28 protein-coding genes are annotated in these 25,196 nt (G+C 63.0%); 13 read left to right on the forward strand and 15 right to left on the reverse strand.

Going from position 1 to position 25,196, the window contains the following annotated elements:
- Window positions 1-406: 406 nt before the first annotated feature.
- The 5 genes from J3361_RS20480 (at window position 407) to J3361_RS20500 (ending at window position 6,915) form a co-directional block, all read left to right on the forward strand.
- Window positions 407-1,543, forward strand: coding sequence for a Fic family protein (locus J3361_RS20480; RefSeq protein ID WP_207966093.1), 1,137 nt, complete (start codon window positions 407-409; stop codon window positions 1,541-1,543).
- 203 nt (window positions 1,544-1,746) lie between these two features.
- Window positions 1,747-1,989, forward strand: coding sequence for an exodeoxyribonuclease VII small subunit (locus J3361_RS20485; RefSeq protein WP_003185917.1), 243 nt, complete (start codon window positions 1,747-1,749; stop codon window positions 1,987-1,989).
- On the forward strand, window positions 1,986-2,873 hold the full coding sequence (gene ispA / locus J3361_RS20490; protein WP_207966094.1) for a (2E,6E)-farnesyl diphosphate synthase: 888 nt from the start codon (window positions 1,986-1,988) through the stop codon (window positions 2,871-2,873). The genes J3361_RS20485 and ispA overlap by 4 nt, the downstream gene beginning before the upstream one ends.
- Window positions 2,874-2,986: 113 nt before the next feature.
- A complete protein-coding gene (dxs, locus tag J3361_RS20495) occupies window positions 2,987-4,885 on the forward strand; it encodes a 1-deoxy-D-xylulose-5-phosphate synthase (protein WP_207966095.1) in 1,899 nt (632 codons plus the stop codon).
- Between the two features lie 149 nt (window positions 4,886-5,034).
- Window positions 5,035-6,915, forward strand: coding sequence for a TonB-dependent receptor (locus J3361_RS20500; protein ID WP_207966096.1), 1,881 nt, complete (start codon window positions 5,035-5,037; stop codon window positions 6,913-6,915).
- A gap of 137 nt (window positions 6,916-7,052) precedes the next feature.
- Here J3361_RS20500 and J3361_RS20505 read toward each other — a convergent pair whose 3' ends face one another.
- The 12 genes from J3361_RS20505 to nrdR form a co-directional block, all read right to left on the reverse strand.
- A complete protein-coding gene (locus J3361_RS20505) occupies window positions 7,053-7,838 on the reverse strand; it encodes a cobalamin-binding protein (RefSeq protein WP_207966097.1) in 786 nt (261 codons plus the stop codon).
- The gene (locus J3361_RS20510; RefSeq protein WP_186707680.1) at window positions 7,838-8,257 is read right to left on the reverse strand and encodes an MFS transporter; all 420 of its coding nucleotides are present in this window, start codon (window positions 8,255-8,257) and stop codon (window positions 7,838-7,840) included. The genes J3361_RS20505 and J3361_RS20510 overlap by 1 nt, the downstream gene beginning before the upstream one ends.
- On the reverse strand, window positions 8,254-8,871 hold the full coding sequence (gene ribA / locus J3361_RS20515) for a GTP cyclohydrolase II (protein WP_014340439.1): 618 nt from the start codon (window positions 8,869-8,871) through the stop codon (window positions 8,254-8,256). The genes J3361_RS20510 and ribA overlap by 4 nt, the downstream gene beginning before the upstream one ends.
- Before the next feature lie 109 nt (window positions 8,872-8,980).
- Window positions 8,981-9,739 carry a transporter substrate-binding domain-containing protein gene (locus J3361_RS20520; protein WP_207966098.1) on the reverse strand — a complete coding sequence of 253 codons (759 nt, stop codon included), beginning with the start codon at window positions 9,737-9,739 and terminating at the stop codon, window positions 8,981-8,983.
- An 11-nt stretch (window positions 9,740-9,750) separates the two neighbouring features.
- Window positions 9,751-10,254, reverse strand: a complete 504-nt coding sequence (locus J3361_RS20525; protein ID WP_053125805.1) for a phosphatidylglycerophosphatase A — start codon at window positions 10,252-10,254, stop codon at window positions 9,751-9,753.
- On the reverse strand, window positions 10,251-11,216 hold the full coding sequence (gene thiL / locus J3361_RS20530; protein WP_207966099.1) for a thiamine-phosphate kinase: 966 nt from the start codon (window positions 11,214-11,216) through the stop codon (window positions 10,251-10,253). The genes J3361_RS20525 and thiL overlap by 4 nt, the downstream gene beginning before the upstream one ends.
- 22 nt (window positions 11,217-11,238) lie before the next feature.
- Window positions 11,239-11,739 carry a transcription antitermination factor NusB gene (nusB, locus tag J3361_RS20535; protein WP_186707683.1) on the reverse strand — a complete coding sequence of 167 codons (501 nt, stop codon included), beginning with the start codon at window positions 11,737-11,739 and terminating at the stop codon, window positions 11,239-11,241.
- Window positions 11,736-12,212 carry a 6,7-dimethyl-8-ribityllumazine synthase gene (gene ribE, locus J3361_RS20540; protein WP_003206025.1) on the reverse strand — a complete coding sequence of 159 codons (477 nt, stop codon included), beginning with the start codon at window positions 12,210-12,212 and terminating at the stop codon, window positions 11,736-11,738. The genes nusB and ribE overlap by 4 nt, the downstream gene beginning before the upstream one ends.
- A 246-nt stretch (window positions 12,213-12,458) precedes the next feature.
- Complete coding sequence (gene ribBA, locus J3361_RS20545) at window positions 12,459-13,550, reverse strand: bifunctional 3,4-dihydroxy-2-butanone-4-phosphate synthase/GTP cyclohydrolase II (protein ID WP_053125811.1); 1,092 nt, start codon at window positions 13,548-13,550, stop codon at window positions 12,459-12,461.
- Window positions 13,551-13,566: 16 nt separating this feature from the next.
- Window positions 13,567-14,229, reverse strand: a complete 663-nt coding sequence (locus J3361_RS20550) for a riboflavin synthase (RefSeq protein ID WP_207966100.1) — start codon at window positions 14,227-14,229, stop codon at window positions 13,567-13,569.
- A 46-nt stretch (window positions 14,230-14,275) separates the two neighbouring features.
- Window positions 14,276-15,409 (reverse strand): bifunctional diaminohydroxyphosphoribosylaminopyrimidine deaminase/5-amino-6-(5-phosphoribosylamino)uracil reductase RibD, encoded by a 1,134-nt coding sequence (ribD, locus tag J3361_RS20555; protein WP_207966101.1) that lies wholly within the window; start codon window positions 15,407-15,409, stop codon window positions 14,276-14,278.
- Complete coding sequence (gene nrdR, locus J3361_RS20560; RefSeq protein ID WP_163006734.1) at window positions 15,406-15,870, reverse strand: transcriptional regulator NrdR; 465 nt, start codon at window positions 15,868-15,870, stop codon at window positions 15,406-15,408. The genes ribD and nrdR overlap by 4 nt, the downstream gene beginning before the upstream one ends.
- Before the next feature lie 127 nt (window positions 15,871-15,997).
- On the opposite strand from nrdR, the gene J3361_RS20565 reads away from it, so the two are divergent.
- The 3 genes from J3361_RS20565 to trxA all read left to right on the forward strand — a co-directional run bounded on the left by J3361_RS20565 (window position 15,998) and on the right by trxA (window position 18,168).
- A complete protein-coding gene (locus tag J3361_RS20565) occupies window positions 15,998-16,462 on the forward strand; it encodes a YbaY family lipoprotein (protein ID WP_186707686.1) in 465 nt (154 codons plus the stop codon).
- Complete coding sequence (locus tag J3361_RS20570; RefSeq protein ID WP_207966102.1) at window positions 16,459-17,115, forward strand: 50S ribosomal protein L11 methyltransferase; 657 nt, start codon at window positions 16,459-16,461, stop codon at window positions 17,113-17,115. Before J3361_RS20565 ends, J3361_RS20570 begins: the two co-directional genes overlap by 4 nt.
- A gap of 180 nt (window positions 17,116-17,295) precedes the next feature.
- Complete coding sequence (trxA, locus tag J3361_RS20575; protein ID WP_207966103.1) at window positions 17,296-18,168, forward strand: thioredoxin; 873 nt, start codon at window positions 17,296-17,298, stop codon at window positions 18,166-18,168.
- A 118-nt stretch (window positions 18,169-18,286) separates the two neighbouring features.
- Here trxA and J3361_RS20580 read toward each other — a convergent pair whose 3' ends face one another.
- Window positions 18,287-18,637, reverse strand: coding sequence for a hypothetical protein (locus tag J3361_RS20580; RefSeq protein WP_207966104.1), 351 nt, complete (start codon window positions 18,635-18,637; stop codon window positions 18,287-18,289).
- A gap of 120 nt (window positions 18,638-18,757) precedes the next feature.
- Between J3361_RS20580 and J3361_RS20585 the strand changes: the two genes are divergently transcribed.
- The 5 genes from J3361_RS20585 (at window position 18,758) to J3361_RS20605 (ending at window position 22,963) form a co-directional block, all read left to right on the forward strand.
- On the forward strand, window positions 18,758-19,345 hold the full coding sequence (locus J3361_RS20585; RefSeq protein ID WP_207966105.1) for a DUF2796 domain-containing protein: 588 nt from the start codon (window positions 18,758-18,760) through the stop codon (window positions 19,343-19,345).
- Between the two features lie 154 nt (window positions 19,346-19,499).
- Window positions 19,500-20,210, forward strand: coding sequence for an ABC transporter ATP-binding protein (locus J3361_RS20590; protein ID WP_207966106.1), 711 nt, complete (start codon window positions 19,500-19,502; stop codon window positions 20,208-20,210).
- Window position 20,211: 1 nt separating this feature from the next.
- A complete protein-coding gene (locus J3361_RS20595; protein ID WP_207966107.1) occupies window positions 20,212-21,477 on the forward strand; it encodes an ABC transporter permease in 1,266 nt (421 codons plus the stop codon).
- A gap of 11 nt (window positions 21,478-21,488) precedes the next feature.
- Complete coding sequence (locus J3361_RS20600) at window positions 21,489-22,007, forward strand: DUF3299 domain-containing protein (RefSeq protein WP_207966108.1); 519 nt, start codon at window positions 21,489-21,491, stop codon at window positions 22,005-22,007.
- A 257-nt stretch (window positions 22,008-22,264) separates the two neighbouring features.
- Complete coding sequence (locus J3361_RS20605; RefSeq protein WP_207966109.1) at window positions 22,265-22,963, forward strand: OmpW family outer membrane protein; 699 nt, start codon at window positions 22,265-22,267, stop codon at window positions 22,961-22,963.
- A gap of 260 nt (window positions 22,964-23,223) precedes the next feature.
- On the opposite strand, the gene J3361_RS20610 is transcribed toward J3361_RS20605, so the two are convergent.
- Entirely contained in the window at window positions 23,224-24,153 is a 930-nt protein-coding gene (locus J3361_RS20610; RefSeq protein ID WP_207966110.1) for an NAD-dependent epimerase/dehydratase family protein, read from the reverse strand.
- Window positions 24,146-25,030, reverse strand: a complete 885-nt coding sequence (locus tag J3361_RS20615; RefSeq protein WP_053188636.1) for a sugar nucleotide-binding protein — start codon at window positions 25,028-25,030, stop codon at window positions 24,146-24,148. Before J3361_RS20615 ends, J3361_RS20610 begins: the two co-directional genes overlap by 8 nt.
- Between the last annotated feature and the right edge of the window lie 166 nt (window positions 25,031-25,196).

The raw sequence follows: 25,196 nt of genomic DNA on the forward strand, positions 1-25,196 counted from the left end.
AATAGAAGGCAATTGGGGTTTTTTTTTTAGAAGAAGAAGGCGCAATAGGAGATACATGAGCTTCTGGTGGCCAGGAAGTTGGTTATAAGAGCCGCCCAAAACCCTGCAAATTGCGGTGTATCAAACCCCCCGCCCCCGCCGGTTTACGACTGCTTCGCAGCCGAGCGGGAGCAAGCTCCCTCGCCACAGGGTCATCATTTTTCTTAAGCGAACGGCATTGCCGTTAAAGGGGCCGTAGATGGCGCGAAGAGTAGCCATTTGACGGATTTTTCACAATCGGGGAACACGCGATTCTGTGTGGGAAATCACGTACTGGGAGAGGCGTGAGCCGAATAGGGGATTTATTCGGCTCACGAAATGAGCCGAATAGCGCTATTATTCGGCTCATTCATCTCTGGACAGGCTCATGGCACCTCATTGGATCTGGCAACGGCCCGACTGGCCCGACTTCCACTGGCAAGCTGAAGCATTGGCACCGCTGCTTCGCGAATGCGTGCAGGCCCAAGGCCGATTGCTCGGCATGACAGGCGCGGTCACGGCTTCGCTCAGTGCCCAGAACGAACTGGATGCCTTGCTGCAAAACATCGTGACCTCCTCGGCTATCGAAGGGGAACAACTGAATGTCGGTTCGGTGCGCTCGTCCTTGGCTCGCCGACTGGGCCTGGAGCCCGTCGACAATAATCCCGCCAGCCCACGCAGCGAGGGCTTGGCAAACCTGTTGCTGGACGCAACCCGGCATTTCAACCAGCCGCTGACTGTCAAGCGTTTGCTGGATTGGCACGAGTGGCTGTTTCCTGATCAAACCAACGATCTGGCTCATCGGCAGATCCGCGTCGGCACGCTACGCGGCGATGAACCGATGCAAGTGGTCTCGGGCAGGCTGGACCGACCTACCGTTCACTTCGAGGCCCCCCCGCGCCAGAGTCTTGAAGAGCAGTTGCAGCGGTTTGTCGACTGGTTCGAGGCGAGCCGTCATCAGGTCGATCTCGACCCGTTGCTGCGAGCCGGCATCGCTCATTTCTGGTTTGTCACCCTGCACCCATTCGACGATGGCAATGGCCGCCTGACCCGCACCCTGACCGACCTGGCATTGGCTCAGGGCGAGGCCCAGGCGATCCGCTTCTACGCCATGTCCGTAAGCATTTTGGATGACCGCGCCGGTTATTACCGAATTCTTGAAAACAGCCAGAAGGCCACGCTTGATATCACCGCCTGGCTGACCTGGTTCCTGCAAACGCTGTTGCGCAGCCTGCACACAGCGATGGCGCAGATCGAAAGCGTGCTGGGCAAGACACGGTTCTGGCAGGCCCATCGCGCCTCAGTTCTCACCCCTGAACAGACCAAAGTGCTTAACCGGCTACTCGATGGAGGTGAAAAAGGCTTCGAACAGGGGATCAGTGCCGCTCAATACCAGGCCGTGGCCAAGGTCTCAAAGGCGACGGCCACGCGACACCTGGCGGAGCTACTGGAAAAGGGCTGCCTGGCGCGGATGCCTGGTGGCGGACGCAGCACCCGGTACAGAATCAACTATCCAGCCGACTGAACACCCTGTGGCGAGGGAGCTTGCTCCCGCTGGCCTGCGAAGCACGCCCCAAGCATTTGCGACCGCTGCGCGCTCGAGCGGGAGCAAGCTCCCTCGCCACAAAAGCAATGGATCATGGCAGACGTTTACCCCGCCCTGATTTGCCCGAACCCCCCATGTCTGCTAGTGTCGCGCCGGTTTAACAGTCAACCGGAATAGCCGCCATGGCCCGCAAAAAAGCTGCATTGGATTTCGAACAATCTCTGGCCGACCTGCAAACGCTGGTCGAACGCCTGGAGAACGGCGAATTGTCGCTGGAAGACTCGCTGACCGCCTTCGAGCAGGGTATCGGCTTGACTCGCGACTGCCAGGCGGCGCTGGCCCAGGCCGAGCAGAAGGTGCAATTGCTGCTCGAACGCGACGGTGAACTGACCGAAGAGCCTTTCGACGCGGAACAACCTGAATGATCGGCGCTTATCAGGCCAGCAGCCAGGCCCGGGTCAATGCTGCACTGGATACCTTGTTCAGCGCCCCGAGCCCGGAACTGGCGCGCCTGTACGAAGCCATGCGCTACAGCGTGATGAACGGCGGCAAGCGTGTACGGCCGCTGTTGGCCTACGCCGCGTGCGAAGCCTTGGGCGGCCAGGCCGAACAGGCCAACGGCGCCGCCTGCGCGGTGGAACTGATCCATGCTTATTCGCTGGTGCACGACGATCTGCCGGCCATGGACGATGACGACCTGCGCCGCGGCCAGCCGACCACTCACAAACAGTTCGACGAAGCCTGCGCGATCCTGGCCGGCGACGGCTTGCAGAGCCTGGCGTTCAGCGCCCTGCTGGACCCGACCCTGAGCGATTGCCCAGCACAGGTTCGCCTGGACATGGTCAGCGCCCTGGCGTTGGCGGCAGGCCCTGCCGGAATGGTCGGCGGCCAGGCCATCGATTTGGGCTCGGTGGGCCTGAAGCTGGACCAAAGCGCACTGGAATACATGCACCGGCACAAGACCGGGGCCTTGATCGAAGCCAGCGTCAAACTCGGCGCCCTGGCCAGCGGCCGGGCCACGCCCGCACAGTTGGAAGCCTTGCAGACCTACGCCCGGGCCATCGGCCTGGCGTTCCAGGTGCAGGACGACATTCTCGACGTCGAAAGCGATACCCAGACCCTGGGCAAACGCCAGGGCGCCGACATCGCGCGCGACAAGCCGACCTACCCGGCCCTGCTCGGCCTCGACGCGGCCAAGGCCTATGCCCTGGAGTTGCATGACCAGGCCCTGGCCGCGCTGCGACCCTTTGACGCGGCGGCCGAGCCGTTGCGCGACTTGGCGCGTTATATCGTCGAACGACGCAGCTGATACAAGGTCAACCCTTAAGATTGCGTATCGGCCAACTTCCGGCCTACGCGTGGGCAGCTTGCGATGCATAAGGTAAACTGCCGCCTCTTTCTATACCTATAACGATTCGCCTGATGCCCACGACGTTTCAAGAGATTCCCCGCAAGCGCCCGACCACGCCCCTGCTGGACCGCGCCAACACGCCGGACGGCCTGCGTCGCCTGGGTGAAGCCGAGCTGGAAACCCTGGCCGATGAGTTGCGCCTGGAATTGCTCTACACGGTCGGTCAGACCGGTGGGCACTTCGGTGCAGGCCTGGGCGTCATCGAGCTGACCATCGCCTTGCATTACGTGTTCGACACCCCGGATGACCGGTTGGTGTGGGACGTCGGGCACCAGGCCTATCCGCACAAGATCCTCACCGGTCGTCGCGAGCGCATGGGCACGCTGCGCCAGAAGGATGGCATCGCCGCCTTCCCGCGTCGCTCCGAGAGCGAATACGACACCTTTGGCGTCGGCCACTCCAGTACGTCCATCAGCGCCGCCCTGGGCATGGCGATTGCCGCCCGCCTGCAAAACAGCGAGCGCAAGGCGATTGCCGTGATCGGCGACGGCGCACTGACTGCGGGCATGGCCTTCGAAGCGCTGAACCACGCGCCGGAAGTCGACGCCAACATGCTGGTGATCCTCAACGACAACGACATGTCGATCTCGCGCAACGTCGGCGGTTTGTCCAACTACCTGGCGAAGATCCTTTCCAGCCGCACCTACGCCAGCATGCGCGAAGGCAGCAAGAAAGTGCTGTCGCGCTTGCCCGGCGCCTGGGAAATCGCCCGCCGCACCGAAGAATATGCCAAGGGCATGCTGGTCCCCGGCACGCTGTTCGAGGAACTGGGCTGGAACTACATCGGCCCCATCGACGGCCATGACCTGCCCACGCTGATCGCCACCCTGCGCAACATGCGCGACCTCAAGGGTCCGCAGTTCCTGCACGTGGTCACCAAGAAAGGCAAAGGCTTCGCCCCGGCGGAAGTCGACCCCATCGGCTACCACGCCATCACCAAGCTCGAACCCCTGGACGCTCCGGCGGCCGCGCCGAAAAAGGCCGGCGGACCGAAGTATTCCGGCGTGTTCGGCCAATGGCTGTGCGACATGGCCGGCGCCGACCCGCGCCTGGTGGGCATTACCCCGGCGATGAAAGAAGGTTCGGACCTGGTGGCGTTCAGCGAACGCTACCCGCAGCGTTATTTCGACGTGGCGATTGCCGAACAGCACGCCGTGACCCTCGCCGCCGGCATGGCGTGCGAAGGTGCCAAGCCGGTGGTGGCGATCTATTCGACGTTCCTGCAGCGGGCCTACGACCAATTGATCCATGACGTGGCGGTGCAGAACCTCGACGTGCTGTTCGCCATCGACCGCGCCGGCCTGGTGGGCGAAGACGGCCCGACTCATGCCGGCAGCTTCGACTTGTCGTTCCTGCGCTGCATCCCCGGCATGCTGGTGATGACCCCGAGCGATGAAAACGAACTGCGCAAGATGCTCACCACCGGTCACCTGTTCAACGGCCCGGCGGCGGTGCGCTACCCGCGCGGCACTGGCCCGAACGCAACGATCGAAGCCGACCTTGAGCCCATCGAGATCGGCAAGGGCGTGATTCGCCGCCAAGGCAAGCAAACCGCCCTGCTGGTGTTCGGCGTGCAACTGGCCGAAGCCCTGAAAGTCGCCGAAAAGCTCGATGCCACCGTGGTGGACATGCGTTTCGTCAAACCCCTGGACGAAGCCCTGGTGCGCGAAATGGCCGGCAGCCATGAACTGCTGGTGACCGTCGAGGAGAACGCCATCATGGGCGGCGCCGGCGCAGCGGTCAGCGAATTCCTGGCGCGGGAAAACATCCTCAAGTCGGTGCTGCACCTGGGCCTGCCGGACATCTACGTCGAACACGCCAAGCCGGCACAAATGCTGGCCGAATGCGGCTTGGACGAGGTTGGGATCGAAGCGGCGGTGCGTCAGCGGTTGCAGGTGTTGGGCCTGTAATTTTCAGCCCACACAACACCGATGTGGGAGCGAGCCTGCTCGCGATAGCGGTAGAGCAGTCGACATCTACACTGACTGACACACCGCTATCGCGAGCAGGCTCGCTCCCACATTGGTTTTTGTGTGGACCCAGTAATCACGGAACACCCATGAAACGCCGCCTCACCCTAGCCCTCGCCCTGCTCCCCACCCCCAACCTGCTCGCCGACACCTTCGAACGCGACCAGGCCCTCAAGCTGCCCGACATCGTCATCAGCGCCAACCGCCAGGCCGAGGCCCGCAACGACAGTAGTGCCGCCAACACCGTGTTCACCCGCGACGACATCGACCGCTTGCAACCGGCCAGCGTCACCGACCTGCTCAGCCGCGTGCCTGGCGTGCAAGTCGCGCCGCTGGGTGGGCGCGGCAGCCTGCCGGGGATTTACATTCGCGGCACCAAATCGGCCCAGAGCCTGGTACTGGTGGACGGTCAGCGCATCGGCAACGCCACCTCCGGCGACAGCAACCTGCAACGGCTGAACATCAACCAGATCGAGCGGGTGGAAGTGCTGCGCAGTTCGCGTTCGGTGATCTACGGTGCCGATGCGGTGGGCGGGGTGATCCAGATTTTCACCCGACGCAGCAACGAACAAGGCCTGCAACCGCGCCTGCACATGGGGGTCGGCAGCCACCAGACCTGGGAGCGTAGCCTGGGCCTGTCCGGCGGCGACGAGCAGACCCACTTCAACCTCGGCGCCAGCCTCGACGAGAGCGCCGGAAGCAATCGGACCCGCGAGTCCTACGCCAGCGACCGCGACGACGATGCCAACCGCAACCAATCCTTCAGCCTGAGCCTGAGCCATGCCGCCAGCGATGACTTGGAAGTTGGCCTGAACCTGCTGGATAACCGCGGCAAGAGCGAATACGACAACCCGTTCGGCCGCTTCGACCCGGCCACCTTCGAATCCCTGCCCCAGCAACCCTATAGCAAGTTCGCGGTGAGCAGCTTCAGCACCTATATGGACGGCCGAATCAACGACAGCTGGAAGTCGCGCCTGGAACTGGGCCACAGCGAAAACCGCGAAAAAACCTTCGACAAGCTCAGCGACGTCCGCGAAGTCTTCAACACCTACCGCGATTCCGTGACCTGGCAGAACGACGTGACGCTGGATACGCGCAACAGCCTGATCGTCGGCGGCGATTGGTATCAGGACCGGGTCAACAGCAGCACGCCGTTCGACGAAGACAGCCGCTGGAACCGCGCAGCGTTTATCCAGCACCGCTTCCAGGCCGAAACCTTTTCGACAGAGCTGGGCCTGCGTCGAGATCAGAACCAGCAATTTGGTGGACAGAACAGTTGGAGCGGCACCCTGACCCTGCCGGTCAACCCGGACAACAACGTATTGCTGACCTACAGCGAAAGCTTCCGCGCGCCGACTTTCAACGACCTGTACTACCCAGACTTCAGCAACCCGGATTTAAAACCCGAGACGGCCAAGAGCTACGAACTGCAATGGCGCAGCCAACTGAGCGACAGCGCCCGCCTGGAGACCTCGCTGTACCAAACGGACCTGGAAGACGCGATCATCTTTGGCAGCAACTCACGCCCGCAGAACGTCGCCTCGGCGCGGATCAACGGTTTCGAGATGGCCTACCTGCAGGATCTGTTCGGCTGGCAGGGCAATCTGGCCCTGGCCATCATCGACCCACGGGACCGCGACAGCGGCCACACCCTCGCCCGCCGCGCCCGACGGACGTTGAGCCTGGACCTGGATCGGCAATTCGATCGGTTGGGCCTGGGTGCCACTTGGCAAGCCGTGAGCGGCAGCTACGCCGACGAAGACAACCGCAACGCCCTGGGTGGCTATGGCCTGCTCGGGTTGCGCGCCACTTGGGCGCTGACCCGAGAGGTGAAGCTGGAGATGAAGGTGGATAACCTGTTGGACAAAGGGTACAGCCGGGCGCTGTATAGCCATGAAGGTGGGCAATATGGGTATCGGGAGGAAGGTCGGAGTTGGTTGTTTGGGGTGACTTGGACGCCGTCCCTCTGATCCAGGTTTTATAGTGTTTGGGCTGGCCTCATCGCGAGCAGGCTCGCTCCCACAGTTAACCTGCTGTGGACACAACATAGACGTTCGCTACAAATCCCTGTGGGAGCGAGCCTGCTCGCGATTGGGCGCACCGCGGTCTATCTGTCTGGCGCAATCAACTCACACAACCGCGCCGTCGCCTCGATCATCTGCCCACTGGGCCGCTCCAGGCCTTTGTCATCGACCAACAACAGCCGCCCCTGCGCCACCGGCCAGGTTTTCCAGGCATCGAGCTGCACCTGTTCAGTAGCGAGGATGACCTGCGGATTGCGCTGCAGCACCGCTTCCACACTCACCTGCGGCGCCGGCACATTCAGGTCGGCAAAGACGTTGCGCGCCCCGCATACCGCCAGCGCATCACTGATGATCTGCCCACCACCGACGGTGTACAGCGGCCGGTCCCAGACCTGGTAGAACACCGACAACGGCGGGTCCCGTCGATAGCGCTGGCGTAACCCCTCAAGACGCACACGCAATTGCGCCGCTCGCAGCACGCCACGCTCCGGGCGGCCGAGTTGGTTGGCGATGGTTTCGATTTGCGTGATGAGTTGGTCGAGGCTGCGAGGCTCGGCGGTATAGATGGGAATGCCCAGCGTCTTAAGCTGCTCGCGCTGAGCCGGGCCGACACTGCCGGGCCAGAGCAGGAGAAGATCGGGCTTGAGGCTGAGCAGACGCTCCATGTCCAGTTGCCCGTAACGGCCCACCGAGGGCACTGCCTTGAGCACCGGCGGACGCTCACCGCCATCCAGCACGCCCACCAACAGGTCGGCGGAGTCCAGCTCAACGACGATTTCCGACAGCGACGGCGCGAGACTGACGACCCGCGTGGCCGCCGTCGTTGTGGCGCTGACGGCCAGCAACAAGACCGCCAGCCATCGACTCATCAGCCGAGTTGACGCGGGATGCGATAGAGGTAGAACAACACGGCGGTCGACAAGGCCAGCAGCATCAACGGCACCGCTTCCAGGCCCACGAACACCGCCAGGGCGCCGATCCAGGCCGGCAACCCGGCCACCAGGAAAGCGGCGCGGCGACGGGCCGCCAAATCAATCCAGGCCTGGGGCTCTTCGGGGGTATCGAGGGCTTTCTGGGTGGCGATCAAGGCCTGTTTATACGGCCCGAAGAAGCGCAGGCTGACAAACATCGACGCCACGCCGGCAATGAACAACGGCATCGCCAGCACCGGCAAAATCGCCTCGCCCTGGCCGAACACCGCGTTGATCACGAACAAGGGCAGCAAGGCCAGGGCCAGGTATTGCCACCAACTGACGGACAGCCGCCGCCGGACCTGACCGCGCGTCACGCCCGGTCAACCTCGCCCTGGTGCTCGTTGCCCATCATGTGGTCGAGCTTGCTGGCCTTAGTCGCCAAGTAGAGTTTGTTGTGGGGGTTGTGACCGGTGTGCAGCGGCACACGCTCGGCCACCACGATGCCCATGTCGGTCAATGCCTTGACCTTGCGCGGGTTGTTGGTCATCAAACGCAGCGACTTCACGCCCAGGTGCTCCAGCATCGGCAGGCAGATACTGTAGTCACGCAGGTCGGCGGCAAAACCCAGGCGCTCGTTGGCTTCCACGGTATCGGCGCCGCCGTCTTGCAGTTCATAGGCGCGGATCTTGTTCAACAGGCCAATGCCACGACCTTCCTGGCGCAGGTACAGCAACACGCCACGGCCTTCCCGAGCGATGGCCTGCAGCGCGGCCTCGAGTTGTGAACCACAATCGCAGCGCTGGCTGAACAAAGCGTCGCCGGTCAGGCATTCGGAATGCAGGCGGCCCAACACCGGAGAACCGTCGGCGAAATCACCCAGGCTCAGCACAACGTGCTCGCGGCCGGTGGCCTCATCGAGAAAACCATGCATGGTGAATTGCGCAAAGGGCGTTGGCAGCTTGGAAGCGGCAACAAAAACGACAGGCACCGGTGTGCTCCTGATCTAGTACTGGAGATTCGCAGAGGCGGGCATTGTAACAGCACGATCCGGCAGACGCTTAGGCTGAATTATCCACCATCACTATCGAAAAGTTCGATCAAGGCTTCGGTGGCTTGCCGTGCTCGTCGAAGGGATAGGGTTGCTTCCAGTGTTCGAAAATCGGCTTCAACTGGCCGCTCTTCACCAACACGTCCATGCGTCGGTCGAACAGCGCACGCAGCATACGACCGTTTTCATTGTTGGCGAAGCCCAGGTACAGCGGCAAATTGATCAGCGGTGAGAGTTTGAATTGCTTGGGGTCATCGGCCTTGGCGAGCACTTCTTCGATTTCCATCGACGCATCGATGTAGAAATCCGCTCGTTCGTGAATCAGCATCGGCAGGATACCCACCGCCCGGTGGATCTCATTGAAACGCCGGATGTTGGGCAGGTAATTGTTGTATTCGTACCCGCGCATCCAGACCAGCCGATAGTTGCCAATCGTCGCCAGGGTGGGCGTCGGCTTGGAGGCCAGCCCCAGTGCATAGATGTGATCGACGTCGTAGTGCCACTTGGGGTAGAGCACGCCTTCGGACTCATCCCGATAGGCGCCGACCTGCACGTCGACCTCGCCACGCTGCACCAACCCGATCGAGCGGGTATAGGGCACGCTGCGGATCTCCAGCTTGATACCTTCGGGCTCGAATACCGCGCGCAAAATATCCCAGCCCATGCCCTGGCCATCGGCCTGGGTGTAATCAGCCCACTCCTCGCTGGCCGCGCGGACCTTGTCGGGCAGTGGCGCCGACTCGGCCACCCCTGCCCCCGAACCGGCCCCTAAACACAGCAACAGCAGTAGTGCGCGGCTTACGCCCATGCCTGGCTCCTTCAGGTGAAACACCACACCAATCCTTGCATTGCCAGCCAGGCGAAAACCCCGGCCAGTACATCGTCGAGCATGATCCCGACACCTCCGTGCACATGCCTGTCGATCCAGCGGATCGGCCACGGCTTGAGGATATCGAAGAAACGGAACACCAGAAATCCCGTCAGCAACCAGTACCAGCCTTCCGGTACCAGCCACAAGGTGATCCACATGCCGACCATTTCGTCCCAGACGATACCTTCATGATCGTGTACCCGCAGGTCGTCCGCCACTTTGCCACACAGCCAGAAGCCAAACAGCATGGTGATGCCCAGCATCAACCAGTAGCCCCAGTCCGGCAACATCTGCCACAACGGTATGAAGGGTAGCGCAACCAGCGAGCCCCAGGTGCCCGGCGCCTTGGGTAAAGTGCCCGAACCGAAGCCAAAGGCCAGGAAATGCCAGGGATTGCGCCAGACCGAAGGCGGAACGAACTCTGCCGGGACCTGGTTGGGATGATCTGTCACGGTGTCTCCCGAAAATGTTGATAGCCCCGTGTTTGCGGGGTGATGTCGTGTCCGACGTCGTCGACCAGCGTGACGCCCTGCCCGGCCATTACGCTGCCGATCACATGGATCGGCCCGCCTTCGGCCTGCAACGCCGGCCATCGGCTCGGTGGCACGGCGAACAACAGCACGTAATCGTCACCGCCGCTCAGGGCGGCCTGCTCAGCATCCGCCCGGCCAAGAAACGCTAGCAGAGCGTTGGACAGCGGTAGTCGGTCCCGTTCCACCTGCAAGGCCACCCCGGATGCGAGGGCGATATGCCCGCAATCGGCCAGCAAGCCATCGGAAATATCCATCGCCGCGCTGGCCTTGCCCCGCAACGCCAGGCCCAAGGCGATCTGTGGTCGCGGTGACCAATAATGAGCCAGCAGCGGCTCGGCGATGGCGGGCTCGGCGTGACGCTGGCCGAGCACCAACGGCAATGCGCCGGCGGCATTGCCCAACTCGCCGCCGACGCACAGCAGGTCGCCGGGCTGCGCGCCGCCGCGGGTCAAGGCCTGGCTGCCAGGCACATGGCCGAATACCGTCATGGTCAGGCTCAGCGGCCCGCGTGTGGTGTCGCCTCCCACCAGCGCCACGCCACAGGCCTGGGCCATCTGGTTCAAACCGCGGGCATAGGCTTGCAGCCAATCGGTGGTCACCGTCGGCAGGGTCAAGGCAAGGGTAAAGGCGAAGGGCTTGGCGCCCATGGCGGCCAGGTCACTGACCGCCACGGCCAGCGAGCGCTGGCCTAGCAGGAACGGATCGCAAGGGTCTGGAAAGTGTACGCCGGCCACGAGCGTGTCGGTGGACACCGCCAGCTGTTCCCCGGGAGGAACGGCCAGCAGGGCGCAGTCGTCGCCGATCCCCAGCGCAACGCCCTCGCCGCCCTGCGCACAAGGCGCGGCGGCGAAGTAGTTACGGATCAGCTCGAACTCGCCCATAGTCAGTCGCTACAAACGCCAATCAGCGCTTGAACGCCTTCACTTCGGCTTCACGCAGGCGTGGGGCGAGCTTGTCGAGCACACCGTTGACGAATTTGTGGCCATCGGTGGAACCGAAGACTTTCGCCAGTTCGATCCCTTCGTTGATCACCACGCGGTACGGTACGTCGACGCGCTGCATCAATTCCCAGGTGGACAGGCGCAACACCGCCAACTCAACCGGGTCCAGTTCATCGATCGTCAGGTCCAGGCAAGGTGCCAGGGCGATGTCGATCTCGGTCTTGTGAGCCGGCACGCCGTGCAGGATCTCGCGGAAATAAGCACCGTCGACATCACTGAAATCGTTATCGACCCGAAATTGCGCTTCGATCTCGTTCAACGATTGCTTGGCCATGTGCCATTGGTACAGCGCTTGCGTCGCGAGCTGACGGGCTTCACGGCGCTTGACGCTTTTTGACGGTTTGCCGGCATCCGCAGGCTTTGGATCGCGCGGGTTGAAACGATCGCTTTCGTCGCTAATCACTTGGCCTCCAACTGCGCCAGCAGGCTGACCATTTCCAGGGCGGACAGGGCAGCTTCGGCACCTTTATTACCGGCCTTGGTGCCGGAACGTTCGATGGCTTGCTCGATGGAATCAACGGTCAGCACGCCGAAAGCGACCGGCACGCCGAACTCCATGGACACCTGGGCCAGGCCCTTGGTGCATTCGCCAGCCACGTATTCGAAGTGCGGAGTACCGCCACGAATGACCGCGCCCAAGGCGATGATCGCCGCATATTCGCCTTTTTGAGCGACTTTCTGCGCAACCAGCGGAATTTCGAAGGCGCCAGGGGCGCGGATGATGGTGATGTCGCTTTCGCTCACGCCATGGCGAACCAGGGCATCGACCGCACCGCCAACCAGGCTCTCGACCACGAAACTGTTGAAACGGCCCACTACCAGAGCGTAGCGGCCTTTGGGGGCGATGAAGGTACCTTCGATGGTCTTCAGGGTCATTCGTCAGATCTCTTAAAGAGCCAGAGCGCGTTCTATACGCGCTCCTTCAGTGATATTAGCCACGAATACAGGGCCGTGGATCCCGTCATCTCGTTCACTTGCACATCTTCTGTGGCGAGGGAGCTTGCTCCCGCTGGGCTGCGTAGCGGCCCTTTTTGGTGGGCGCTGCGCACCCAAGCGGGAGCAAGCTCCCTCGCCACAATGAATCCAACAAGCCTTAACGATAATGCCGAAATCCCCGGGCCATTATTCAGAGGGCACGTATTCTACAACTTCCAGATCGAAACCGGATATCGCATTAAATTTCATCGGCGCGCTCATCAGGCGCATTTTGCGCACGCCCAGGTCCCGAAGGATCTGCGAACCGGCACCGACGATGCTGTAGGTGGTCGGTTTTTTCGGCGCCGCCTGGTCGGCGGTTTCGCGGATGTGCGCCAGCAGCACGTCACCATCGAGCGGGTGACCGAGCAGCAACACCACGCCGCTGCCGGCCTCGGCCACCGCGGCCATGGCGGCCCGCAGGCTCCAGCGGCCGGGTTGCTTGACCATCAGCAGGTCGCGCAGCGGGTCCATGTTGTGCACACGCACCAGGGTCGGCTCTTCGGCGCATACGGTGCCGAGAGTCAGCGCCATGTGCACGTCGCCCTCCACCGAGTCGCGGTAGGTCACCAGATTGAACTGCCCCAGTTCGCTGTCCAGCGGCTGCTCGGCAATCCGCTGAACGGTACGTTCGTGGATCATCCGGTAGTGGATCAGGTCGGCGATGGTGCCGATCTTGATGTTGTGTTCGGCGGCGAAGGTTTCCAGTTCCGCGCGACGGGACATGGTGCCGTCGTCGTTCATCACTTCGCAGATCACGCCGCTGGGTTCGAAACCGGCCATGCGCGCCAGGTCGCACGCAGCTTCGGTGTGGCCGGCGCGGGCCAGGGTGCCGCCGGCCTGGGCCATCAGCGGGAAGATGTGGCCGGGGCTGACGATGTCTTCGGCCTTGGCGTCCCGGGCGGCAGCCGCCTGTACGGTGCGCGCGCGGTCAGCGGCGGAGATCCCGGTGGTCACGCCCTCGGCGGCCTCGATGGACACGGTGAACTTGGTGCCGAAGCCCGAGCCGTTGCGCGGCGCCATCAGCGGCAGCTTCAACAGCTCGCAGCGCTCGCGGGTCATCGGCATGCAGATCAGCCCACGGGCATGCTTGGCCATGAAGTTGATGTGTTCGGCCTTGCAGCATTCGGCGGCCATGATCAGGTCGCCTTCGTTCTCGCGGTCTTCGTCATCCATGAGGATGACCATCTTGCCTTGGCGGATGTCTTCAACCAGTTCTTCGATGCTATTGAGCGCCACGCGGCACCCCCTTGGGTCAGGATTTGAGGTAGCCGTTGGCGGCCAGAAAACTTTCAGTGATGTTACCGGCTGCAGGCGTTGCGGCCTTGTCGCCCAGCAGCAGGCGCTCCAGGTAACGGGCCAGCAAGTCGACTTCCAGGTTGACCCGGCGACCTGGCCGGTACGAAGCCATGATGGTTTCGCTCAACGTGTGGGGAATGATCGTCAGCAGGAATTCGGCGCCGTCCACCGCGTTGACCGTCAGGCTGGTGCCGTCGACGGTGATCGAGCCTTTATGGGCGATGTACTTGGCCAGTTCCTTCGGCGCGCGGATGCGAAATTCCACGGCCCGGGCGTTATCCGTGCGCGAGACCACTTCGCCGACGCCGTCCACGTGGCCGCTGACCAAGTGCCCGCCCAAGCGAGTGGTGGGGGTCAGGGCTTTTTCCAGGTTGACCGGGCTGCCGCTCTTGAGGTCGTTCATGGCCGTGCAGTCGAGGGTTTCGCGGCTGACGTCCGCCAGGAAACCGTTGCCCGGCAATTCGACGGCGGTCAGGCACACGCCGTTTACCGCGATGCTGTCGCCCAACTTGACGTCGCTCAGGTCGAGCTTGCCGGTTTCGACGTAGACCCGCACGTCGCCGCCCTTGGGGGTGAGTGCACGGATGCTGCCGATGGATTCGATGATGCCGGTGAACATGGAGTCCTCCTCGAGAACGGGCCGCCGCTTGAGCGAAAGCCGGGAATTATACGCTGGCCGATGGAACGGGAACGGCGATGACTCGCCAGTCATCGCCCACGGCGCGGATTTCGGTGATTTTCAGCGCCGGGGCGTCTTTCATCTGCGCCAGCGGCCAGTCCAGCAGTGGCCGCGCCGAAGAACCGAGGAATTTGCCAGCGATGAAAATCTGAAACTCATCCACCAACCCCAGCCGGGCGAAAGCCCCCGCCAGGCGCGGACCGGCCTCCACCAGCACCTCATTGACGCCACGGCCCGCCAGCTCCACCAGCAGGCGATGCAGATCGACCTGGCCATCATCGCCGGCCACGATCATGCATTCGGGACCGTTGGCGTATTGTTCCTCCACCGCCATGCAGGTAGCGACCAGCGCCGGGCCGGCCTTGAAAAACGCCGCATCCAGCGGCACTCGCAGGCGTCCGTCCACCAGCACCCGCAGCGGCGGACGGCTCATGACCAACGCGGTTTGCTCGGCATCGAACCCCAGTTCATCGGCGCGCACGGTCAGCCGGGCGTTGTCCGCCAGCACCGTATCGGCGCCGGTCAGTACCACGCTGGCCTGGGCACGCAGGCGTTGCACCGCCGAGCGTGCAGCCGGGCCGGTGATCCACTGGCTTTCGCCACTTTCCATGGCGGTGCGGCCATCGAGGCTCATGGCCAGCTTGACCCGCACGAACGGCAGGCGCTGTTCCATGCGCTTGAGGAAACCTTCATTGAGCGCGCGCGCTTCGCCTTCCAGCACGCCGCTTTCGGTCGCGATGCCGGCCTGGGCCAGCCGTTGCAGGCCGCGACCGGCGACTTCCGGGTTGGGGTCTTGCATCGCTGCCACCACCCGCGCCACACCGGCATTGACCAACGCGTCGGCACACGGCGGCGTACGCCCGTGATGGCTGCACGGTTCGAGCGTCACGTAGACCGTGGCGCCCCGGGCGTTGTCGCCGGCGGCACGCAGGGCATGGACTTCGGCATGGGGCTCGCCGGTCCGGATGTGCCAGCCTTCGCCGACAACCTGCCCGTCCCGTACGATCACGCAACCGACCCGGGGATTGGGGTGGGTGGTGTAGTGACCGCGCCGCGCCAACTCCAGGGCGCGGGCCATGTAGTGGGCGTCGAGGACGGCCTGCTGCGCCGAGGCGGTCATTGTTTCACCGGTTCGCGGGCCAGGCGGTCGATTTCTTCGCGGAACTCGTTCAAGTCCTGGAAGCGCCGGTACACCGAGGCGAAACGGATGTAGGCGACTTCGTCGAGCTTCTGCAGCTCGGCCATCACCAGCTCTCCGACCACCAGGGACTTGACCTCGCGCTCGCCGGTGGCCCGCAGCTTGTGCTTGATGTGCACCAGCGCCGCTTCCAGGCGCTCGACGCTCACCGGGCGTTTTTCCAGGGCGCGCTGCATGCCGGCGCGCAGTTTTTCTTCGTCGAACGGCTGGCGGCTGCCGTCGGTTTTGATCAGGCGCGGCAACACCAGTTCAGCGGTCTCGAACGTCGTGAAACGTTCGCCGCAAGCCAGGCATTCGCGGCGGCGGCGGACTTGTTCGCCCTCGGCGACCAGTCGCGAGTCGATGACCTTGGTGTCGTTGGCACCGCAGAAGGGACAGTGCATGGTGGCAGGCAACAAAAAAAGGGAGGGCCATGGTAGCGCATCCCACTGGCAAGACAAGCCATAGGGTTTACGGTATACAGACGGGCTTACCGTCAGATCCATGGAATTCACCTTGCTGGAGCCACACATGCCGTTACGATCGCTCGTTTTGCTCAGTTTTTTCAGCCTGCTGATGGCGTGCAGCAGCGATGCCCCAAAGCCCGCCGCTCCTGCTCCGGCCCCCGCGCCGAAACAGGCCCAGGAAAAAGCCCGGCAGGCCACCGAGCTGGGGCCGCTGCCGGCGCATCAGCGTGAGTTGAGCGGCACCTTGCAAGGCGTGCCGGCCGGTGCCGAGGTCGAACTGGCGTTGCTGGTGATCGACGAGAAAGACCGTCCGCAGCAATTGCTCGCCAGTTCCAGCCTGATCGGCACCAATCAGGCCCTGCCCTTCCGCCTGCGCTTCAACCCGCAAGCCTTCCCGGTCGGCGCCCGCGTGGAACTGCGTGGCCGCGCCAGCCAGTCCGGCCAGTTGATCCTGCACCTGCCGGAGCAACGCATCAGTCAACCGACCACCCAGGCGTTGGGCACCCTGCAATTCGTCAAAGCCCCATGAATGCACCGCAAGACTTGCAACGGGCGTTGAGTGAATTGCTGGGCGACGCGCGCCTGGTGGCTTGTCCACTACCCGGCACTGATTTGAAGTTGTGGCTGATCGACGGCGACAACATGGACCGCGCCTTTAGCCCGGAAGAAACCCGGCGCATTCTTCACGAGCCGCCCTACTGGAGCTTCTGCTGGGCCAGCGGCTTGGCGATGGCCCGCTATTTGGCCGAACAGCCGCGGTGGGTAGAGGGCAAGCGGGTGTTGGATTTTGGCGCCGGCTCCGGCGTGGCGGGGATCGCGGCGGTCAAGGCCGGGGCGCGGGAAGTGGTGGCCTGCGACCTGGACCCATTGGCGATTGCCGCGTGCCAGGCCAATGCCGCGCTCAACGGCGTGGCGCTGGGTTATTCGACGGATTTTTTCGCCGAGGCTGATCGCTTCGACCTGATCCTGGTCGCCGACGTGCTCTACGACCGGGCCAACCTGCCGCTGCTCGATCAATTCCTCAGCCGTGGCCGTGAGGCGTTGGTGGCCGACTCCCGGGTGCGGGATTTCCAGCATCCGCTGTACCGGCGTATCGACATGCTCCAGGCGATGACCTTGCCGGACCTGGCCGAGCCGGAGGAGTTTCGGCATGTGAGCCTGTACCACGCTCGGCGCGGCTAAAAGCTTCGCGAGCAAGCCCGCTCCCACAGGGGTCGCATGAACACTCGGGATCCATTGTAGGAGCGGGCTTGCTCGCGAAGGCATCCTACCAGACACCACAAGACGAAAGTCCTCCCCGCTTTCAGCCACCCCCCACCAAGCCGTATAGTTGCCCCATTCAAGCGCTCTACGAGATTGCCCATGACTCAGGAAACGCCCTACATCTTCGACGCCACCACGGCCGATTTCGATCAGTCGGTGATCGCCAACTCTTTCCACAAACCAGTGCTGGTGGATTTCTGGGCCGAGTGGTGCGCCCCGTGCAAGGCGCTGATGCCGATGCTGCAAACCATTGCCGAGAGCTATCAGGGCGAATTATTGCTGGCCAAGGTCAACTGCGACATCGAGCAGGACATTGTCGCCCGCTTCGGCATTCGCAGCCTGCCAACGGTGGTGTTGTTCAAGGACGGCCAGCCCGTTGACGGCTTTGCCGGTGCCCAGCCGGAATCGGCGGTGCGGACGATGCTCGAACCCCATGTGCAAATGCCGCCGCCGGCTGCGGCCGATCCGTTCGAACAGGCCCAGGCGCTGTTCGACGACGGTCGTTTCGCCGACGCCGAAGCTGTGCTCACCGGGTTGCTGGGTGAAGACAACACCAACGCCAAGGCGCTGATCCTGTATGCCCGCTGCCTGACCGAGCGCGGTGAGCTGGACGAAGCGCAGGCCGTGCTCGACGCGGTGAAAAGCGACGAACACAAGGCCGCCCTCGCCGGCGCCAAGGCGCAGATCCAGTTTCTGGGCCTGGCCAAGCACCTGCCGGACGCCGCCGACCTCAAGGCCCGCCTGGCAAAAGACCCGCAGGACGATGAAGCGGTGTACCAACTGGCGATCCAACAACTGGCGCGCCAGCAGTACGAAGCGGCCCTCGATGCGTTGCTCAAGCTGTTCGTGCGTAACCGTAGCTACAGCGAAGGCCTGCCTCACAAGACCTTGCTGCAGGTGTTCGAACTGCTGGGCAACGACCATCCGCTGGTGACGACCTATCGTCGCAAGCTGTTCGCCGCGTTGTATTGATACTCCCTGTAGGAGCTGCCGAGCGAAGCGAGGCTGCGATCTTTTGATCTTTCGCTTGAAATTCAAGCGTCTGGGTAAAGATCGCAGCCTCGCTTCGCTCGTCAGCTCCTACACGCTCCTACACGGTTTCGTGCCAGCTATAGAGCGGTGTGTCGCCGCCGCTGATGACTTTTACATCCGGGCTGTGGCGCAAGCGCACCAACAGGCGCTTGCCCGCCGAGGCGCTGCCGGTTAGACCTTCGAGCTGTTCCAGCAGGTCCGGGCCGCTCAGTTGCCCCGCCTTGCGCAGCAGTTCCTTGGCGATTTGCCACTGGGCATCATCCTGACTCGCCGGCTTGGCCGCAGGCGCCACCACACTCTCGGACTTGGCCACTTGCAACTGCGCGCCGAGCTGCGCCCAGTCGCCCTCATCCATTTCAATCGTCAAGTCCACCGGCCATTCGCCGACGGTTCCGCGTATCCGCAACATCACCGTGCTCCTGAATATTTCATGTACGCATGCTCCCATGGCCCTTGCGCGACGCCAAGCAGACGGTCAAACTCTGCGCACTTTCGTTATAAGATTACATAACCTTTTCGGAGACTCGTCATGCGTCGTCTGCTTCTCGCTTTGCCGTTCGCCCTGCTGCCATTGGCTGTCGCTCATGCGGCGGTGGAGCATGACCACGATCATGATCACGAGCATGGCAGCCTCGGCGCCCATGAACATGGTGTTGCTCGATTGAACGCCGCACTGGATGGCCAGACCCTGGAGCTGGAACTGGAAAGCCCGGCAATGAACCTGGTGGGCTTCGAACACGCCGCCACCAGCGATGCCGACAAGGCCAAGGTCGCCGCCGTACGCGCACAGCTGGACAAGCCACTGGCGCTGTTCAACCTGCCGGCCGCCGCCCAATGCACCGTGGCCCAGCAGGAACTGGAAAGCCCATTGTTCGGCGATGAACCGGATCACGACCATGACGAAGACGCCGATGGCGACGAGCACCACGGCGAGCACAGTGAGATCCATGCCCACTACCAGTTCACCTGCGCTGCCCCGGGTGCCTTGAAGAACCTGGACCTGGCGACACTGTTCAAAACCTTCCCGGCCACTCAGAAATTTCAGGTACAACTGATCAGCCCGAGCGGCCAGCAAGGCGTGGAAGTGACGGCCAAGGCGCCGGCCCTGAAATTCTGATTCATCGCAACCCCAATGTGGGAACAAGCCTGGTGGGAGCAAAGCTTGCTCGCGATAGCGGTCCAAGCAACATTCAAGTTGAATGTGATGGCCTCATCGCGAGCAAGCTCGGCTCCCACAGGTCTTACACAGGTTCCACCTTGAAACGACAAACATGACCCAAGCACTCATCGAACTGTCCAACCTGGGCTTCAGCTGGCCCGGGCACCCGCCGTTGCTGGATATCCCGGCGTTTCGCCTGGAAGCCGGCGAGACCCTGTTCCTCAAGGGCCCGAGCGGCAGCGGCAAGACCACTTTGCTGGGGCTTCTCGGCGGGGTGCAGACGCCGGATCGCGGCAGCATCCGCCTGCTCGGCCAGGAACTCAGCGAATTGGGCGCCGGCCGCCGCGACCGCTTTCGCGTGGACCACACCGGCTACATTTTCCAGCAATTCAACCTGCTGCCGTTTCTCTCGGTGCGCGAAAACGTCGAGCTGCCCTGCCACTTCTCCAAGCTGCGTGCGCAACGGGCCATCCAGCGCCACGGCAGCGTCGATCAAGCCGCCGCCACGCTGCTGGCCCACCTGGGCTTGACTGATGCAAAGCTGCTGGAGCGCCGCGCCGATTCGCTGTCCATCGGCCAGCAACAACGGGTCGCCGCCGCCCGGGCGTTGATCGGCCAACCGGAACTGGTGATCGCCGACGAACCAACCTCGGCCTTGGACTACGACGCCCGGGAAAACTTCCTGCGGCTGTTGTTCGCTGAATGCCGCGAGGCCGGCTCGAGCCTGTTGTTCGTCAGCCACGACCAGAGCCTGGCGCCGCTGTTCGACCGCCACCTCTCGCTGGCCGATCTCAATCGCGCCGCCACGCCACTCGAGGTTTGAGATGTATTTGTTCCGTCTAGCCATGGCCAGCCTGGCGAACCGCCGCTTCACTGCGATCCTCACCGCGTTTGCCATCGCCCTGTCGGTGTGCCTGCTGCTGGCGGTGGAGCGGGTGCGCACCGAGACGCGGGCCAGTTTCGCCAGCACCATCAGCGGCACCGACCTGATCGTCGGCGCCCGCTCCGGTTCCGTGAACCTGCTGTTGTATTCGGTGTTTCGCATCGGCAACGCCACCAACAACATTCGCTGGGACAGCTTCGAGCAGTTCGCCAGCAACCCGAAAGTGAAATGGGCGATCCCCATGTCCCTCGGCGACTCCCATCGCGGCTACCGGGTGATGGGCACCACCGAAGCCTACTTCGAGCATTACCAGTATGGCCGCCGGCAACACCTGGAACTGGCCGAGGGTCGGGCGTTCGCCACCGATCCGTTCGAAGTGGTGCTCGGCGCCGAAGTGGCCGAGGCGTTGCACTACAAGCTCGGTGACAAACTGGTGCTGGCCCACGGCGTGGCGGCGATCAGCCTGGTCAAGCATGACGACAAGCCCTTCACTGTGGTCGGGATTCTCAAGCGCACCGGCACCCCGGTAGACCGCACGCTGCACATCAGCCTCGGCGGCATGGAAGCGATCCACGTTGATTGGAAGAACGGTGTGCCAGCCCAGGGCAACGGACGCATCAGCGCCGACCAGGCCCGCAACATGGACCTCACGCCCCGGGCGATCACCGCGTTCATGCTTGGCCTCAACAGCAAGATTTCGACCTTTGCCTTGCAACGCGAGATCAATGAGTTTCGTGGCGAACCGCTGCTGGCGATCCTGCCCGGCGTAGCGCTGCAAGAATTGTGGAGCCTGATGGGCACGGCGGAGAAAGCCCTGTTCGTGATTTCGCTGTTCGTGGTCCTGACCGGGTTGATCGGCATGCTCACGGCAATCCTCACCAGCCTCAACGAGCGCCGCCGAGAAATGGCGATCCTGCGGTCGGTGGGCGCGCGGCCGTGGCACATCGCGACGTTGCTGGTGCTCGAAGCCTTCGCCCTGGCACTGGCCGGGGTCACCGCCGGGCTGGCGTTGCTGTACATCGGCATCGCCGCCGCCCAGGGTTATGTGCAGTCGGCCTACGGTTTGTACCTGCCGCTGGGCTGGCCGAGCGAATATGAATGGACGCTGCTGGCTGGCATCCTGGTCGCCGCCCTGCTGATGGGCAGCGTGCCGGCCTGGCGCGCCTATCGCCAATCGTTGGCCGACGGCCTGTCGATCCGTCTATGAGGACCTTGAAGATGCCCCGCGCCCTGCTCGCGCTGTTGATGATGGTCGCCCTGCCGCTGTGGGCGGCCGAGCCGAGGGACCTGGCCTGGTCGGAAATGATCCCGCCGGACGCGCCGCCGGAAGTGCCGAACATGACGCCGCTGCATGACTTGTCGAAGATGAGTGATGCGTTGGCCGCCGAAGCCGCGCCCGCGGCCAAGCAGGACCTGCCCAATGCCCCTGTGGTCAAGGCCCTCGACGGCCAACAGATTCGCTTGCCGGGCTACATCGTGCCGCTGGAAGTCAGCGAGGAAGGCCGCACCACGGATTTCCTGCTGGTGCCGTATTTCGGCGCCTGCATCCACGTGCCGCCGCCGCCGTCGAACCAGATCGTGCATGTGAAAAGCGAAGTCGGAGTCAAGCTCGAAGAGCTGTACCAACCGTACTGGGTCGAAGGGCCGATGCAGGTCAAGCCGTCCACCAGTGAACTGGCTGATGCCGGGTATCAGATGGAGGCGCAGAAGATTTATGTGTATGAGCTGCCGGAGTGAATCTGGCTATTAGTTGTCGCCTGTTGGATAGCTTTCGCGAGCAAGCCCGCTCCCACAGTTGATCGGGTTTCTTCAGAAAGAATGCGGTCGAATGTGGGAGCGAGCCTGCTCGCGATGAGGCCCTCAAAATTGACGCATCATCATTTCATTGAGCTGAGTCAATTAAACACCCCCTGACTCATTGAGCTGTGTCAAAAGACCGGACCAGACGGCTTCGTACCATGGGACATCAAATTTCGATGCCCTTTGGAGCCCTCATGAACAAGTCCTTGCTCAGCGCGTCCCTCGTTGCCCTCGCGCTCGCCGCGCCGATTGCCCAAGCCCACACCGCCGGCGACATCATCGTTCGCGCCGGCGCCATCACCGTCAACCCGGACGCCGACAGTTCCAGCGTCAAGGTCGACCGTGGCCCGCTGGCCGGCGCCGACCTGGGTGGCAAGGCGACCATGAGCAGCGACACGCAACTGGGCCTGAACTTCGCCTACATGCTGACCAACAATTGGGGTATCGAACTGCTGGCAGCCTCGCCGTTCGAACACGACGTGAAAATCAAAGGCACCGCCCTCGGCGCGGCCAATGGCAAGCTCGGCACCCTCAAGCACCTGCCGCCGACCCTGAGCCTGGTCTATTACCCGCTCGACGCCAAGTCGGCCTTCCAGCCGTACGTCGGCGCGGGCATCAACTACACCTGGATCTACGACGAGCACGTCGGCAGCGAAGCCAGCGCCAATGGCTTCAGCAACTTCCGGGCGAAAAACAGCTGGGGCATGGCCTGGCAGGTCGGTGCCGACTACATGTTGACCGACAACATCATGATCAACGGCCAGATCCGCTACATCGACATCGACACCACCGCCTATGTGGACAACAACGCCGTGGCCGGCGGTACCCGGGCCAAGGTGGATGTCGATGTGGATCCGTTCGTCTACATGGTGGGGTTGGGTTACAAGTTCTAAGCCCCTACGCAATAGTGAGATGACTGCACAACCTGTGGCGAGGGAGCTTGCTCCCGCTGGGCTGAAGCAGACCCAAAGAATGTGCGACCGCTTCGCGCTCGAGCGGGAGCAAGCTCCCTCGCCACAGGTTTCACTTGCCGAAAGTCACTGTGGGAGCGAGCCTGCTCGCGATAGCGGAGTGTCAGTCAACAATATTGCTGACTGATCCACTGTTATCGCGAGCAGGCTCGCTCCCACATTTAGTTCATGGTTGCTGAAACTCAGCGCCCCAACAACCGCGCCAGGCCTACGCTCATCGGTGTCTGCTGTGGGAAGCTGAAGCGCTGCAGCAACCGATGGTTGTCCGCCCGGGAATGGCGGATGTCGCCGGAGCGCGCCGGGCCGTAGCTGATCGGCGGCAAGTCGCCCACCACCACAGCCAGGGCCTGGAGCATCTGTTTGAGCGTCGTCGCCTGGTTCCAGCCGACATTCACCGCACCCACTTCCACCTCAGGCTTTTCGATGGCCTGCACCAACACGTCCACCAGGTCTTCGACGTAGACAAAATCCCGAGTCTGCTCGCCATCACCAAACACGGTGATCGGCAGGCCTTTCTGCGCCCGTTCGCTGAAAATGCTGATGACCCCGGAATACGGCGAGGACGGATCCTGGCGCGGGCCATAGATGTTGAAGAAGCGGAACACCACCGGTTCCAGGTTGTGCTGGCGGCGATAGAAGTCGAAATAGAACTCGCTGGCCAGTTTGTCCGAGGCATACGGCGTGAGCGGGGCTTTTGGAGTGTCTTCGTCGATGGATTCACCTTCGCCGTTGTTGCCATAGACCGCCGCGCTGGAGGCGAACAGCACTCGTTTCACCCCGCTCTGGCGCATGGCTTCGCAGACATTCAGGGTGCCGATGAAATTGCTCTGGTGGGTGCGCACCGGGTCATCCACCGAGGCTTGCACCGAAGCCACCGCCGCCAGGTGCGCCACGGCGCTGCAACCGGCCATGGCCCGGACCACCAAGGCGGCATCGGCGACGTCGCCTTCGATCAGTTCGAGCGCCGGGTTGTCCAGCGGCAGGTTGCTGCGCTTGCCGGTGGACAGGTCATCGAGGATGCGCACCGTGTGTCCCTTGGCGAGCAAGGCATCGGTCAGGTGCGAACCAATGAAACCCGCGCCGCCGGTGATTAAAACAGGGCCTTTAGCCATGGCGATAAAACCTATCCAGTAAACCCGGGAGTGCTGCGCGCCAGGCGCGGGGCTTGATCCCGAAGGTGTGCAGAATTTTCTTGCAGGCCAGCACCGCATGCTGCGGTTCTTCCGCAGCGTCCGGCCGTGCGGCGTGGGCCTGGGGCGTGGGCGACTCGATGGCCAGCGGGTGCAGGGCGCGGGCTTCCGTGAGGATCGCCTGGCCCAGCGCCAGCGGCGTGGTCGCCTCGTGCCCGGCGTAATGATAGGTGCCCCACAGCGGCGCCGCGCAATCGAGTTGCTTGAGCACCGAGATGATCACCCGCGCGGCATCGTCCACCGGCGTCGGATTACCCCGTCGGTCGTCAGCCAACAGCAACTCTTCGGGCTGTTCGGCGCGGGCCAGGAAACGTCCGAGGATGCCATCGGCGCTATCATCCAGCAGCCAGCCGAACCGCAGCAGTACATGTTGCGGGCAAGTGGCGCGCACGCTTTGCTCGATCCGCCACAGCGCCTGGCCACGCACGCCCAGGGGCACGGGTTCGTCCTTCTCGCTGTAGGCCGTGGCGCGGGAACCGTCGAACACCCGATAGCTCGACGGTTGCAACAAGACGATGTTGTGATGCTGGCACAGCTCCGCCAGACGCTCGACCGCGCGCTCCTGGCTGGCCAGGCGCTGCTCGCTGACGGCTTCGGCCTGGAACCAGTCGAAGTAGTACGCCAGGTTGATCAAGGCATCCGGACGGGTGTCGTCGAGCAGTTGCGTCAGGCTCGCGGCATCCCAACCGTCTTCGGGCGGGCGGGGGGCAAGAAAACCGATGTCTTCTTCTGCACCGAGGCGAATCAGCGCCTGCCCAAGGGCATTTCCGCCGCCCAGTAACATAAGGCGCATTCGCATAAAGTCAGCAGGCCCAGTCTATTGGCACAAGAATTTGGTCGACAACGCCCGCAGGCGTTGTCGGAATCGTTGCATTTTGCGGGTTTAGTGCGCAACCGTCATCCGCAATGTGCAGATCGCCGGGTTTGTGCAGGTCTTGAGGCCGCCATCGCGAGCAGGCTCGCTC

Source organism: Pseudomonas sp. OA65 (assembly GCF_017498305.1).
Lineage (GTDB): Bacteria > Pseudomonadota > Gammaproteobacteria > Pseudomonadales > Pseudomonadaceae > Aquipseudomonas > Aquipseudomonas zanjanensis.